The sequence below is a fragment of the Actinoplanes sp. NPDC020271 genome, assembly GCF_044388125.1.
Lineage (GTDB): Bacteria > Actinomycetota > Actinomycetes > Mycobacteriales > Micromonosporaceae > Actinoplanes.
In genome coordinates, this window is the sequence record NZ_JBIRWQ010000021.1 from 46546 (window position 1) to 59996 (window position 13451).

The 13451-nt window shown below is 70.1% G+C and carries 14 protein-coding genes and 1 pseudogene; 5 read left to right on the top strand and 10 right to left on the bottom strand.

The features are described from left to right. Nucleotides 1–25: 25 nt before the first annotated feature. The 6 genes and pseudogenes from ACH442_RS34675 to ACH442_RS34700 all read right to left on the bottom strand — a co-directional run. Nucleotides 26–248: pseudogene (locus tag ACH442_RS34675) on the bottom strand (IS1380 family transposase); the annotation flags it as partial. A 79-nt stretch (nt 249–327) separates the two neighbouring features. Further along, entirely contained in the window at nt 328–1584 is a 1257-nt protein-coding gene (locus ACH442_RS34680; RefSeq protein ID WP_396342289.1) for a ThuA domain-containing protein, read from the bottom strand. Nucleotides 1585–1746: 162 nt separating this feature from the next. After that, a complete protein-coding gene (locus tag ACH442_RS34685) occupies nt 1747–2208 on the bottom strand; it encodes a peptidoglycan-binding protein (protein ID WP_396342290.1) in 462 nt (153 codons plus the stop codon). Nucleotides 2209–2276: 68 nt separating this feature from the next. Then, nucleotides 2277–3722 carry an FAD-dependent monooxygenase gene (locus tag ACH442_RS34690; protein ID WP_396342291.1) on the bottom strand — a complete coding sequence of 482 codons (1446 nt, stop codon included), beginning with the start codon at nt 3720–3722 and terminating at the stop codon, nt 2277–2279. 189 nt (nt 3723–3911) lie between these two features. Then, a complete protein-coding gene (locus ACH442_RS34695; RefSeq protein WP_396342292.1) occupies nt 3912–4862 on the bottom strand; it encodes an anti-sigma factor RsbA family regulatory protein in 951 nt (316 codons plus the stop codon). Beyond that, nucleotides 4859–5692 carry an MEDS domain-containing protein gene (locus tag ACH442_RS34700; protein WP_396342293.1) on the bottom strand — a complete coding sequence of 278 codons (834 nt, stop codon included), beginning with the start codon at nt 5690–5692 and terminating at the stop codon, nt 4859–4861. The genes ACH442_RS34695 and ACH442_RS34700 overlap by 4 nt, the downstream gene beginning before the upstream one ends. Before the next feature lie 83 nt (nt 5693–5775). Here ACH442_RS34700 and ACH442_RS34705 point away from each other — a divergent pair, with 83 nt between their 5' ends. After that, a complete protein-coding gene (locus ACH442_RS34705; RefSeq protein WP_396342294.1) occupies nt 5776–7050 on the top strand; it encodes an ArgE/DapE family deacylase in 1275 nt (424 codons plus the stop codon). A 139-nt stretch (nt 7051–7189) separates the two neighbouring features. Then, nucleotides 7190–8386 carry an MFS transporter gene (locus tag ACH442_RS34710; protein ID WP_396342295.1) on the top strand — a complete coding sequence of 399 codons (1197 nt, stop codon included), beginning with the start codon at nt 7190–7192 and terminating at the stop codon, nt 8384–8386. 8 nt (nt 8387–8394) lie between these two features. Here the strand turns inward: ACH442_RS34710 and ACH442_RS34715 are convergent, their stop codons facing one another. Next, nucleotides 8395–8580, bottom strand: coding sequence for a hypothetical protein (locus ACH442_RS34715; protein WP_396342296.1), 186 nt, complete (start codon nt 8578–8580; stop codon nt 8395–8397). 7 nt (nt 8581–8587) lie between these two features. Further along, nucleotides 8588–9946: a hypothetical protein gene (locus tag ACH442_RS34720; RefSeq protein ID WP_396342297.1), complete on the bottom strand. Its 1359-nt coding sequence runs from the start codon at nt 9944–9946 to the stop codon at nt 8588–8590. Between the two features lie 760 nt (nt 9947–10706). Between ACH442_RS34720 and ACH442_RS34725 the strand changes: the two genes are divergently transcribed. After that, the gene (locus ACH442_RS34725; protein ID WP_396342298.1) at nt 10707–11027 is read left to right on the top strand and encodes a MerR family transcriptional regulator; all 321 of its coding nucleotides are present in this window, start codon (nt 10707–10709) and stop codon (nt 11025–11027) included. Nucleotides 11028–11328: 301 nt separating this feature from the next. Continuing rightward, nucleotides 11329–11532 (top strand): cold-shock protein, encoded by a 204-nt coding sequence (locus ACH442_RS34730; RefSeq protein WP_396342299.1) that lies wholly within the window; start codon nt 11329–11331, stop codon nt 11530–11532. A 204-nt stretch (nt 11533–11736) separates the two neighbouring features. Here the strand turns inward: ACH442_RS34730 and ACH442_RS34735 are convergent, their stop codons facing one another. Together ACH442_RS34735 and ACH442_RS34740 are read right to left on the bottom strand one after the other, a co-directional pair. Next, complete coding sequence (locus ACH442_RS34735; RefSeq protein ID WP_396342300.1) at nt 11737–12492, bottom strand: class I SAM-dependent methyltransferase; 756 nt, start codon at nt 12490–12492, stop codon at nt 11737–11739. A gap of 118 nt (nt 12493–12610) precedes the next feature. Continuing rightward, nucleotides 12611–12814 (bottom strand): cold-shock protein, encoded by a 204-nt coding sequence (locus ACH442_RS34740; protein ID WP_396342301.1) that lies wholly within the window; start codon nt 12812–12814, stop codon nt 12611–12613. Nucleotides 12815–13151: 337 nt separating this feature from the next. On the opposite strand from ACH442_RS34740, the gene ACH442_RS34745 reads away from it, so the two are divergent. Next, nucleotides 13152–13445 (top strand): hypothetical protein, encoded by a 294-nt coding sequence (locus ACH442_RS34745; protein WP_396342302.1) that lies wholly within the window; start codon nt 13152–13154, stop codon nt 13443–13445. The last annotated feature ends 6 nt before the right edge of the window (nt 13446–13451 follow it).

Consider the following 13451-nt stretch of genomic DNA (forward strand, 5'->3'; position numbering starts at 1 on the left):
CCTGTCGCCGGGCTGACCTCGGCCGGCCAGTTCCCGGAGGAACTGCTGCCGGTACCGCCCGCCCTCTTTCAGTGAACGCGGCGCCGGGGCTGAATCGGATGTCCAGGTGCTGCTCGCGCAAGCCTCGCATGCGGGCGAGGAGGCGTGACGGGAACCAGCCGAATCGCCGGGCAGCAGGGATCGGGGTGCCGTAAACGGTGTGCGTCGGGGATCTGAGCCAGGGCCCGGTCGAGCACGGTGAGGTGGTCGCACCTCCAGCGGCCGGTCCTCACGGTGTGCCGAGGTTGCTCGATCGAGGCACACCGTGAGCGGGCTACGGCGGGATGGTCACTCCAGGCGGAAGCTCTGGGCGGCGGTGCCGTTGCAGGTGTACTGGACGAGTTGGACGCTGTCGGCGGTGCCGGCGGCGGGCACGTCCAGGCATTTGCCGCTGTTGCGGTTGAGGTAGTGGTAGTAGCCGTTGCCTTCGTCGACCGGTTGCCACTGCTGGTTGGTTCCACCTCCGTACGTCCAGGTCTGGATTTTGGCATTGTCGGCGGTGGAGACGTCGGTCACGTCGAGGGCCTGGGTGGCGTTGCCGCGGTTGTTGATGCGGACGTAACCGTTGTTCGTGGTGGCGAGTTGGTATTGCTGTGCGGTCGATCCGTTGCAGGTGTACTGCTGGATGGCGGTGCCGTTGACGGTTCCGGCGGAGCGGGCGTCGACGCATTTGCCGCTGTTCTTGTTGACGAGCGCGTGCCATGCGGGCTGCGGCGTGGTGGTGCTCTGGCCGCCGAGCCACAACAGGCCCTGGATCAGCCACTGGTTCTGTTGCGCGCTGTCGAAGGTCGACGACGTCCGCGTGTTGGTGTCGTAGTTCATGCCGTTGTGGCCGAAGTTGGCGTACAGCATCTTGTAGTTCTTGTTGGTCCACATGATCGGGTAGAAACCGCTGCGCCACTGCTGGTTCGGGTCGCTGCCGACCGGGAAGGTCGACGCGTCCAGGGAGGCGAGAATGTCGATGGCCGGGTTCTGCCGCAGGTCGTTGCTCCACGAATACCATTCGCTGACCGACGACTGAACGGTGGCGGGCAGCCCGGCGGTGGACGGGTGGTTCCGGTCCTCGATCTTCAGCGTTTCGGCGGTCGGTCCCCAGGTGTTGGAGACGAAGTTCCCGGAGCCGAGGAACGTGTTGTAGTACCAGCTCCACGAGCTTGCCTCGGTGGTGAACGCGCTGACGTGGAAGCCGAGGAAGCCACCGCCGTTCTGGACGTACTGCTGGAATGCGGCGCGGCGTTCGGCCGGCGGGCCGTCGTCGAGGAACATGATCACCTGGTAGCCGGCCAGGCCGGTGGCGCTCAGGCGGCTCCAGTCGGTGGTGGCTTCCCAGGTGAAGCCGTATTGGGCGCCGGCCTTCGGGAACCAGTCCCGGGCTTCTTTGTCGAAGTCGATGTGCGCGGCGTCCCAGGTGCCGTTGTAGAACGCGAGCACTTTGAACGGTGTGGCGGCGACGGCTTCGGCGGTGCGCACGAACAGGCCGGTGGCGACCGCGGTGAGCAGGGCGAGTGTCGCGACGAGGGCGCGTTCGAGCAGCTTTCTGGCCACGTGGATACCTCGGGGACGCAGGGGCGGGGGAGGGCGGCGCCGCTTGGCGTACATCCTCAGGTATCGATGACTGTCACCGCAAGGTAAACAGTCCTAATAGTTAAACTCTTTTATTGACGAGCGGGCGGACCGGCACCGACCGTGCCGGCCCGCCCGTCCCGATCAGAACGAAAGCATGCCGCTGACCAGCGCCTGCCAGGTCATCGCGCCGACGACACCGTCAACCACCATGGACGGGACGTCCGCGTGGATCGCCGTCTGGAACCCGCGTACCGCGGCTTCGGTCCTCGGTCCGAAGACGCCGTCGACCGTGAGGCCTTTCGACGGGTCGCCGGAGAGGTTGCGGAACTGGAACTCCTCCTGGACGCCGCGCACGGCGTCGCCCTCGTTGCCGCGCCGCACCTCGATGACCAGCGCGCCCCAGGTGCGCGGGCCGACGATGCCGTCGACCGACAGGCCCTTCTCGCTCTGGAAACTGCGCACCGCGGCATCCGTCTTGGGGCCGAACAGACCGTCGACCACCACCGTGTGCCCGCGGGCCCGCAGCAGGTACTGCAGGGTCGGAACGGGGTGTTCCTTGGCGCCCTTCATGACCTCCGGCCAGGGCTGCAGGGTGTTCGCCATGTCGAATTCTCCCTTCGTGTTCCCTGTCGTGCCTTGTCCTCCCCAGTAGAGTGCGGACCGGACCGTGGTCACCAGAGTCCGTTCGTGCGGACTACGGCGGCGTCGCCGAACCAGCGGCTCAACTGCTGATCCAGTCCTGGCTGGTCGTCGCCGATCCACGCGACGTGCCCGTCGGGGCGCAGCAGGAGAGCCGGGACGTCCACGGCCGCGGCCGGATCGGCGAGGTGGTCGACCCGGTCCGACCAGCCGCCGGTGGTCAGTTGCCCGGTGCGGTCGAGCAGCAGGCCACGGCCGTGACGCAACAGGTCGTAGAGGCGGCCCGGCTTCACGTCGACGTCGGGCAGGCGGCGGCCGAGCAGGGCCGGACCGTCGCCGAAGTCGTAGCGGACCCCGATCGCGCTGATCTTCTCGAGCAGGTGGCGGTTCACCTCGTCGAACTCCATCAACTCGGTGAGCAGCCGGCGGGCGGCCCGCGCGCCCGGCTCGTCGGCCAGCAACGCCGTCTGGGCACGGGTGTTGTCGAGCACGTCCGCGGCGACCGGATGACGTTCGGCCTGGTAGGAGTCGAGCAGGGAGTCCGGTGCCCAGCCGCGGACCTGTGCGGCCAGCTTCCAGCCCAGGTTGAACGCATCCTGAACGCCGAGGTTCAGCCCCTGCCCGCCGATGGGCGGATGGATGTGGGCGGCATCGCCGGCCAGCAGGACCCGCCCGACCCGATAGCGGTCGACCAGCCGGGTGGCGTCGCCGAAACGGGACAGCCAGCGCGCGGAACGGGCGCCGAAATCCGTTCCGGCGACGGCCCGCAACTGCCTCCGGAAATCGTCGAGCGTGGGTGGTTCCTTGCTCTCGCTGACACCCGCGGCGGGAATGACGACACGGTAGACGCCGGGACCCGCCGGACCGATCATGAACCGTTTCTCGGATTCCCGGATCTCGGCCACCGTCGCGGCGATCTGCTCGTGTGGCGCGCTCATGGCCAGCTCGCCCATCAGCGTCTCGTTGCGCGAGGGCTCGCCGGGGAATCCGACGCCGAGCAGTTTGCGAACAGTGCTGCGTGAGCCGTCACAACCGACGAGATAGCGCGTACGCAATTTCTCCCCGCTGCCCAGCGTCACGGTCACGCCGTCGTCGTCCTGGTCGAGGCCGGTCACCGTCGTACCGTGCCGGACCTCGGCGCCCAGGGCGACCGCATGGTCCTCGAGCAGCTGAACGACGACCGGCTGCGGAATGCCCAGCAGAAACGCGTGCGCGGAGTCCAGATCGGCGGGCGCCGGTTTGTCGATCGCGGCGAAATAGGCGCCCGCGGGGCGTCGCCGCCCGCGTTCGAGAATGCGCTCCAACAGGCCACGCATGGCCATCAGTTCGAGGCTGCGAATGTGCAGGCCGACGATGCGGACGACCGACCCCGGCTCGGTGTCCTTCTCCAGGACCAGAACGCGTACGTCGTGAAGTCGCAATTCGGCGGCGAGAGTCGCGCCGGTCGGACCGCAGCCGGTGATGATCACGTCAAACATGGGGTTGTGCCTTCCGGGAGTGGTGCTCCCGGCGACCCCTACGTCAGCCGCCCGGCCGTGACGGCAGGGGGAGCACCCACATCGATACCAAGGTCATGGGGTCTCACCTCCTCCGGTGGTGTCACGGTCGTAAGCAAATTACCGGCCCGGGCGCGGCCCTGTCCAGCCCGTTCTCAACGGAGGCCGAGGTCAGGCCAGGTCGCCGGCGATCAGCCGGATGGTGAAACCGGCCGGGCCGCGGTGCATGCCCACGAACGCGCACACCTGATGACTGATCCACAAACCCAGCCCGCCACTGCCGGCCGGCCGGTCCGCGGGGAGCAGACCGGCGTACGGCGCCCGCGGCCCCGGCCCGGCGTCGGTGACGGTCACGACGACGCGACCCGGCCCCGTCCAGGCCCGCACCGTCACCGGCGCCAGGCCGTGGATCAGAGCGTTGGTGACGGCCTCGCTCACCGCCAGGAGCAGGCCGTTCAGGTCCTCGGCGGGCAGACCAGCGGCGACCCGGGCAACGGCGGCGCGCGCCTGCGAAGTGCTCGGGGCGAACAGATCCAGGGCGGGCCGGTGCTGTTCGAGGGGGTCGCGCCAGGTGTCCGACCGGGCCCGCAGGAACTCGGCCGGGTCCTCGAACGCCGGGTTGTCGGCGTGCCGGTGGGCGTGCGCGACGTGCGGATGGGTGCGGCGGACCTCGGCGACGACATCCGGCGGGGCGGTGCGGGTGTCGTACGGACAGATGCCCCACACCGGGAAGTCGTGGTACGCGTGGTTGACGACGGCCTCGTAGCGCGCCCACCAGTCCCACGGCGACCCGACCCCGGGGTGCGGGACGTCACCGGCCACCCGGATCTGATCCGCGCCACCGGCCACATACTCCCGGAACAGCTTCCGGTAGCCACGGATCGCCCCGGCCGGCCGGGAGTAGTGCTCGTCGCCGTCGAGGAACCGGATGCCGCTGCCCGAACCGAACACGCCCCGCACCAGGCCCTGGTTCGCGGGGGCGAACGCCGAGATCACCGGCTCGCCGGCGGCCAGCCCGTCGGCGAAGAACGGCACGATCACACCGAGGAACTGCTCATCGGAGTCGTAGAACGCGGTCTCGTGAAAATAGCCGGCATGCCCCGCAGCCGCGCCGGATCTCATGCGGACACCACCTGCACTTCCAGACCGCTCATCGGGACCAGATCGGCGATCATTTTCGGCACACTGCCCGGGCAGGCCCGGATCACCGCGGTCACACCCCGCTCGGCAGCGTAGTCGGCCAGCGCCGCCAGCCCGTGGTGGTCGACGAACGTCAGTGCCGTGACATCGACGGTGATCCGCCCGTCCCGCGGGGCGGGGTGCGCCTCCCGCAGCACGGTCTCCAGGGTCCGCCGGTTGCCCGGGTCGATCTCGCCGGCCAGCGCGAAGCCCGTGTCCGGGTCGGGCGTGGTGTAGAGGCGGAAGTCGCTGGAGTCCGGGGTCAGCGCCGGATGCAGGCACGACACCTCGGCCAGGGCCGCCTCGCCGAGGACCCGCCGGTCGAACCCGCACAGCCCGGCGAGCGGGGTCGCGGCGATGAACGCGTCGACGAGATGCTCGTAGCGGATCCAGGCGGCCCGCTGCCGCTCGGTGCGGACCAGGGAGGTGATGTCGGCGGCGACCCGCAACCCGGTCCAGCCGTCGGCGAGGGCCCGCTCGACCTCGGCGGCGAACGTGCTGACCTGTCGTTCCGGCTCCACCGGCCGATCCGCGCCGTACAACTCGGCGACCGAGGCGACCTCGGCCCGGCCGTCGGCCACCGCGTCGTCGAGGACGGCCGGGGCGGGCGTGCCGGGGCCGGCGACGTAGAGGACCCGCTCCTGCGAGGCGAGGCCGTCGTCGAGGAACTGCCCGGCGACCGCACGGAAGTCGGCGGACCGGGCGAACGCCCAGCCGACATGGTCGTGCCGGCCCAGTCCACCGGCCGTGTCGACGATCCCCGACAGCCGCATCGTCGCAGCCTACCTCGCGACCTTCACGAGCCGCCCGCGGAGACGTAGGGTCCCGGACGTCGGAACAACGGGAGGATGCAGCGATGACGGCGAACATCAGCGACGTCGAGGCGGCCGCGCTGGCCGGGGTCGACGAGACGGCCATCGCCGGGATCCTGCTGGAGCTGCTCGCCGTGCCCAGCGTGACCGGTACCGACGCCGAGTCGGAGCTGCAGCACGTGCTCGCGGGGCACCTGCGACGGCTCGACCTGGACATCGACCTGTGGTCCATGGACCTGGCCGGGCTGCGCGCGCACGCCGGTTTCCCGGGCGGCGAGGCACCCCGGACCGAGGCGTGGGGACTCGTCGGGATCACCCGCGAGAGTGACGACGGGCCGACGCTCGTCCTGCAGGGGCACGCTGACGTCGTACCCCCGGGAGATCTTGGGCAGTGGGCCGGGGACCCGTTCCGGCCGTGGGTCGCCGGTGACGTCGTGCACGGCCGGGGCGCCTGCGACATGAAGGCCGGCGTGGTCGCGATCCTCGCCGCGCTGGCCGCGATCCGCTCGGCCGGGGTGCGACTGCGCGGCCGGGTGGCGACGCATTTCGTGGTCAGCGAGGAGGACGGCGGGCTCGGCGCGTTCGGCACGCTGGAACGCGGGCACACCGGGGACGCGTGCATCATCACCGAGCCGACCAGCGGCGCGCTGATGATCGCGAACGCCGGGGCGCTCACGTTCCGGATCGAGGTGCCGGGACGGGCGACGCACGGCAGCACCCGGTACGCCGGGGTCAGCGCGATCGACGCGTACCTGCCGATCCACCACGCCCTCGCGGCGCTGGAGGAACGCCGCAACGCCGGTGCCGACCCGCTGATGGCCGACTGTCCCGTCCCCTACCCGCTGTCGGTCGGGACGGTGCGATCCGGTGACTGGGCCAGCAGCGTGCCCGACCTGCTGGTCGCCGAGGGGCGCCTCGGGGTCCGGCTCGGCGAGGACCCGGCCGCGGCCCGCGCCGACCTGGCGGCGTGCGTGGCCGAGGCCTGCGCCGGCGACCCGTGGCTGCGCGACCACCCGGCGACCGTGACCTGGCCCGGCGGGCAGTTCGCCAGCGGGCGGCTGCCGGCCGGGCACCCCCTCGCGGCGCTGGTGGCGGACGCGCACGCCGACGTGACGGGCGGGCCGCGGCCGGCCGAGCGGGGCGCGCCCTACGGCAGTGACCTGCGCCTTTACGCCGAGGCGGGGATTCCCACCCTGCAGTACGGGCCGGGGGACGTACGCCTCGCCCACGGCCCCCGCGAACAGGTGCCGGTCAGCGAGATCGTCACCGTCACCCGCGCCCTGGTCCTGGCCACGCTGCGCACCGCCGGGGTCAGGTGAGCACGCGTCCTTGGCCACGGTCGCCCAGTCGAGGTAGAAGCCCGGCCCGTCCGGGTCGAGGAACGCGAACCGGGCCAGGTTCGGCCGCCGTCAGAGCCGGACCTGCCACCCGTACCGCCGAAGGGGTTTGCTGGTGGTCGTGACGATCTCCACTTCGCACCGGCCGATGACCCGCGGCCTCACCGTCCTGTTCGCCGTCGCCGCCGGGCTCGCCGTCGGCAACCTCTACTGGGCGCAACCCCTGCTCGGTTTCATCGCCGGTGACCTGCGCACCGGCGCCGGCGCGGCCGGCTGGCTGGTCACCGCCACCCAACTCGGCTACGCCGTCGGTGTCCTGCTCATCGTCCCGCTCGGGGACGTGCTCGACCGGCGCCGCCTCATCCCGGTGATGCTGCTCTGCTCCGCGGTCGCGCTGGCCGGGTGCGCGCTCGCGCCGACGTTCCCGGTGCTGCTCGCCGCGATGGCCGCGCTGGGCGCCACCACTGTGGCCGGTCAACTGCTCACCCCGCTGGCCGGGGACCTGGCCGGCGACGGCGAGCGCGGACGGGTGCTCGGCGTGGTGGTCTCCGGCGTGCTCACCGGGGTCCTCGTGTCGCGTACCGTCAGCGGTCTGGTCTCCGACGTCGCCGGCTGGCGCGTCGTGTTCGGCGGTGCGGCCGTCGCCGCCGTCGTGTTCGCGGCGATCCTGCGCCGGGCGATCCCCGTCCTGCCGCCGCGCGAGCCGGTCGGCTACCCGGCGCTGATCCGGTCGGTCGGCACGGTCGTCGCCCGCGAACGCGCGGCCCGCTGGACCCTGGCCCTCGGCGGCACCGGGTTCGCCGCCTTCACCATGTTCTGGACGGCGCTGACGTTCCTGCTCAGCGCCGAGCCGTTCGGCTACTCGACGACCGTCATCGGCCTGTTCGGGCTGGCCGGCCTGGCCGGTGCGATCGCCGCCCAGCGCGTCGGCCGGCTGCACGACCGCGGCTGGTCCGTCCCGGCCGTCGGCGTGGCCGGCCTGCTGCTGACCGGGGCGTACGTGCTGGCCGGGCTGGGCGGGCACTCGGTCGTGCTGATCCTGGTCGCGGTCGTCCTGTTGGACGTGGCCGTGCAGGCCCTGAACGTGCTGAACCAGGTCCGGATGTTCGCCGTCGCGCCGGCCGCGCGCAGCCGCCTGAACACCGCGTTCGTCACCGGCAACTTCGTCGGCGGCGCGATCGGCTCGGCCGCGGCCACGCTGCTCTGGTCGGCCGGCGGCTGGACCGCGGTCACCGCGACCGGTGCGGCCCTCGGCGCGGCCACCTTCCTGATCTGGCTGGCCGGCCGCCGAGGGCCACTTCGGGTCACGAACCGCTGACCGGTGTCTCAGGTGATGGTGAACCGTTTCCGGCGTACGACGGGTGCACCCTGCTCGTCCGTGGTCACCTCGTGGGTGGCGGCCGGGGGCGGTTCCGTCCCTTCGGGAACGGCTTCACCCCGGCTGATCAGGTCGGCGAGAAAGCGGCGCTCGTCGTCGGACTCCGGCGGCCCCTCTGGTTCGTCCGGTTCCACGGCGAGGTCACAGGAACAGCCGGCGGACCAGGACCAGTTCGTCGTCCTGCTCGACCATCTCGTGCGTCTGGCGCCCCGGGCTCGTAGCGGTGCCGATCAGGCCGCGTCGTTGCCGGTCGGCCGGGGTGATCACGCGGCCCCGGCTGATCAGGTCGGCCACGAAGATCAGCCCGTCCTGGGTGCTCCCGGCGGGGAGCTGGAACGTGAGGGGCCGGTCCAGTCCGAGTTCCCGCCCGTCCTGCCGGTGGGTGGTGAGCTCGTCGAGGTCCGGGGCGATGCCGGCGGCGGCCCGCGGGAGCTCGGTCGCCGCCCGGGGCGACAGGATGCCGTGCGCGAGGAAGGCCCGGCGCAGCGAGGCGTTGTACCGCCCGCCGTTCAGGTCCTGGTCACACGCGATGACGTGGGCCGCCACCTCGGCGAAGAAGCCCGGCACGGCCCGGGCGGCCCGGACGGCCTCGACCATCAGCCGCCCGGCGTCCCTCGCGGCGGTGAGCAGCGCGTCGGCGTCCCGCGAACCCTGATCCTGGAAGATGCCGGCCAGCATCCGCAGGAAGGCGCCGGTGAAGACCCGGGAGAAGGAGTGCGGGCTGCGCGCCAGCATGGAGGCCGGAGCCGAGTTCGGCAGGGTGCGCGGGTCCTGGTAGGCGAAGTTGTTCGAGGCGTTGCGCAGACAGTCCGGCTCGACGCTGTTCGGCGACTCCTGGCGGATGGCCCAGCCCAGCTGTTCGGCCAGGCGGGAGAGCTGCGAGGAAGCGGCCAGGTTGCCGTTCGTCTCGACGATCACCGCCGCACGCAGGCTCGGCAGCATCAGGTTCGACAGGATGGAACTGATGTCACCGAACGACTCGTGGAAGGCCGCCGGTTCGACGCCCATCACGTCCCAGAGGCCCGGCTTCAACGCGTCGAGAACGGCGTGGCCGACCTCGTGGCACACCACGTCCGGGCTCTCGCCGGACATGACGCGGATGCCGCTGACCAGGTGATGCTCGAACCAGACACCGCGGCGGTCGTAGAAGGCGTTGAGTTCGTCGCCGGCGTCGAGAGTCGCGATCAGCGTCCCGCGGACCGCCGGGTTCCAGGCGGCCGGCGGCGGCATCAGCGGACCCCAGAAGCCGGCGGTGCGTCGCAGGGAGTCGGCCAGGTTCCAGTAGAGGAAGTCGGCGGTGCCCGGTCTGCCGCTGTGCGACGACGGCGCGCGCCCGGCGACGGCCACCGGAAGCAGGCTGCCGGCCAGGTCCGGCATCGGCTGCAGGACCGGGGTGTTCCACCGCGGCGGTGCGCCCGGGTCGGTCTCCCAGATCAGGACGTCGGTGGTTTCCCGCGCCGACAGCGGGGCGGGTGCGGGGGCGACTTCGAGTGTGTCCACGGCTGCTCCTGTGCTGGTGTTGATCACGCCAGTTCGGAGTATGTAGGTGTGGATGTTGAAAAAAAGGGTATTAGGGACAGTTTTACTCTTTTGAGGCGGCGTTCCCTCCCCTTGTCACCCGGTGGCCGGCCGAGAAAGCCGCTACCAGCCGCCTAGAAAATCTGGGTCCCGAGGACTAGACATTCTCGGCGTGGGTGGTTAATGTTGGCTCCGTTGACGACGGAGATCGGTTGAAGACGCCGACGTGACAAGCCGAGCGTCGAAGCAGGGCCCGGAAGTTCTCGTGGCTCGCTCGGTTATCGCGGTGGAAGTGCATCACCGCGCGCAACACCGCACGTGCACGACAAGACCTTGACGTAACTCCAGGTCAGGGCAACCGCAGGCAGGGCTGATGCAGTTTTCGGGGCTCCGCCTGATGCACCAAGGATCCGCCGCACATGCTCGGGGCCATGAAGTCGCGTGGGGCTCCGGCATCGACGGACAGCACCGTGGATAGTGAGAAGTTGAGGAAAGGGAGGGTTTGACGCCGTTGGATCGCCCACCGTCAGGACGTAGTTCCAGTTCTGGGGTGGACACCGTGGTCACTTTGAACGTGAGGTGGTCTCAGGTCACGCTTATGCGATCCTCGCACCGCTCGCTGACAGTGGCGGGGTGCGGAAAAGAGAACCCGACGAACCTGTCGGTAGATGGTGTGTGTAACCCGTAACCCTGGGCCCCGGCGCGACACGCGCCGGGGCCCTCGTTCTTGAAGAAGGAAGGTATGGCCCAACCCGACGACATGCTCAACGACGATGACTACCCCGCCTACACCATGGGCCGCGCCGCCGACATCGTCGGCGCCTCGCAGGATTTCCTGCGCCGCCTCGACGAGGCGAAACTGATCATCCCCTTCCGCTCCGCCGGTGGCCACCGCCGCTACTCCCGCTACCAGCTGCGCCTGGCCGCACGCGCCCGGGAGATGGTCGACCAGGGCACTGCCCTGGAAGCGGCCTGCCGGATCATCATCCTCGAGGACCAGCTCGAAGAAGCGCTTCAGCACCACCGCGACCACGAGTGCCGCCAGCGGGCCGGCGCCGCCTGACACCAGGCCGCACGGTCCTTCTCCCCGTGGGAAGGACCGTCCGAAGAAGCCTGTGGATGCCGTGCACCGCGGAACTGCCGGACCGCAACCCCGTACGAAAGATCTAGCCTGCCGTCCGATCTGTGGTACGGTCTTGTCGTTGCAGTTTTGATTTCCGTAGACGTTGCCAGCGCCTGATGGGTCATCCGAAACCCATCCAGGCGCTTTTTCGTTTTGTCGTGTCGGTTCGACGCGGGTGATCAACGCGGCGGCGTAAGGAGTTCGCACACCGCGGTCTCCCACAGCCTGCGAAGGAGCAGACATGACTACAGGTACCGTGAAGTGGTTCAACGCCGACAAGGGCTTCGGCTTCATCACCCCGGACGGCGGCGGCCCCGACGTCTTCGCCCACTTCTCCGCGATCTCCTCGAGCGGTTTCCGCAGCCTCGACGAGAACCAGAAGGTGGAGTTCGACATCACCCAGGGCCAGAAGGGCCCGCAGGCGGAGAACATCCGCCCGCTCTGATTCCCCGCACTACCCGAACGGCGGCCCGACTGATTCAGCGGGCCGCCGTTCGGCGTTCCACCGCACCGGCGTTACGCGCGGCCCTCGCCGGCACCGGGGTTCGGAACCGGTGCGCTGTTGAGCGCCGGGGCGAGCAGGCGCACGGCCTGACACGCCACCCGAGGTGAGCCCGAGCCCGCCAACCTGGCGCTCGACACCACCCGCTCAGCCCAGGAAACCGTTCCGGGCCGGTGGCATGTCGCTGGTGCCGTCCCGGTCCGTCTTCACCGCCGGCACCTGGCTGATCCCGATCCGCGCCTGCTCGAAGCCGAGCGCCGACGCCGCCGTGTAGAGCCGCCACACCCGGGCCCGTCCGCGGCCGGTCGGTTTCACCGTGGCGGCCCACTCCGAGTCCAGGCCGGAGGCCCAGGCGCGGGGCGTACGCCCGTAGTACTCCCGCAACGCGTGCACGTCCCGCACCTCGAAACCGGCGTCCTCCAGCAGTGTCACGGTGGTGCCGATCGGAGCCAGTTCGCCGTCCGGGAAGACGTACGCGTCAATGAAACCGCGCTGCTCGGAGGTGCCCGACGTGGACGGGTGCAAGGCCGAGATCCGGTGGTTGAGCCCACCGCCTCGAAGTACCGCAGCCCGAAGAAAGCCCGGGCTGCCGGCTGATCCAATTCGGTCAACGGCATCAGCGACAGTGGCCTGCCGGCGGTGTAGACGAGATGGCCGAACGAACCGATCCGCTCGAGCGGGTCGCCCGGCGGATCGTGAGGCCGGCGGCCGGCGGCCGGCGCCGTCCCGGACCCGCTGCGCGCCGGAGGAGACCACCACCACGTCGGCGCTCCGCTCGGCGGTGGCTGCCGGGTCGCGTACCCGATGCCCGACGTACCGCCGAGGACCGTGCCTTCGCCCGCGTCGACGACATCCCGGACAACCAGGTCGTCCTGGTCTGGCGGGCCGATCGGCACAGACCATTGGTCAGCGAGTTCGTGTCACTGGTGAATCCGGCAGGGCGAGCGTGGAAAACGTATAACGGAAAACGCAAACGGCGGCCCGCTGAATCAGTCGGACCGCCGAGATTGTGGTGCGTGGATCAGATGACGCGAATGTCCTGCGCCTGCGGGCCCTTCTGGCCCTGCGTGATCTCGAACTCCACGCGCTGATTCTCGTCAAGGCTGCGGAAACCGCTGGCCGAGATCGCGGAGAAGTGGGCAAAGACGTCCGGGCCGCCGTCGTCCTGGCTGATGAAACCGAAACCCTTGTCCCCGTTGAACCACTTCACCGTACCGGTAACCATGTCTGCTCCTTAGCAGGCTGTTCGAGTCCGCAGTTGCGGAATCGCACGCCGCCGTGTTGATCGCCCGCGTCGAACCGACGCGACAAACGAAAAAGCGCCCGCCGGGCTCAGATGACCCAACAGGCGCCGAAAACGTCTACGGAAATCAAAACTGCAACACGACGAACGTAGCACAGAATTAGCCGCGCGCCGCGCATTTCGACGAAGCGACCGCCGTCACAGCGTCGCCGGGATATCCGGCACGCGCGAACAGCGGCTTACGGCCGGGTGGCGCGTAGGGTTGAGCGGGGCTCGATCCGCCGGGGTCGCTCCACCGAGACCAGAGGAGAACCACCTCGTGTCAGTGCTGCCCACGGTCACCACCAGAAACCTGCGGGACAGGGGAGCAGCGAATTTCCACGCCGCGCTCGCCCGGGTCCTGACGACCGCGCTGGACGCAGCGCTGGAGGCGGGCGACCATCCCAAAGCCATCAGTGTGATCAACCGCGCTTTCGCCGAGGGCACCACTCAGATGGGCTGCGAGCTACTCTGCCACGCCAGTGAGAAAGTCGGTGCCGCCCGCACGTGGACGGTGCAGCTCTCGCCGCTGAACCACCCGCGGCAGCGACCCCTCACCGCCGACGTGCCCTGACCCGGG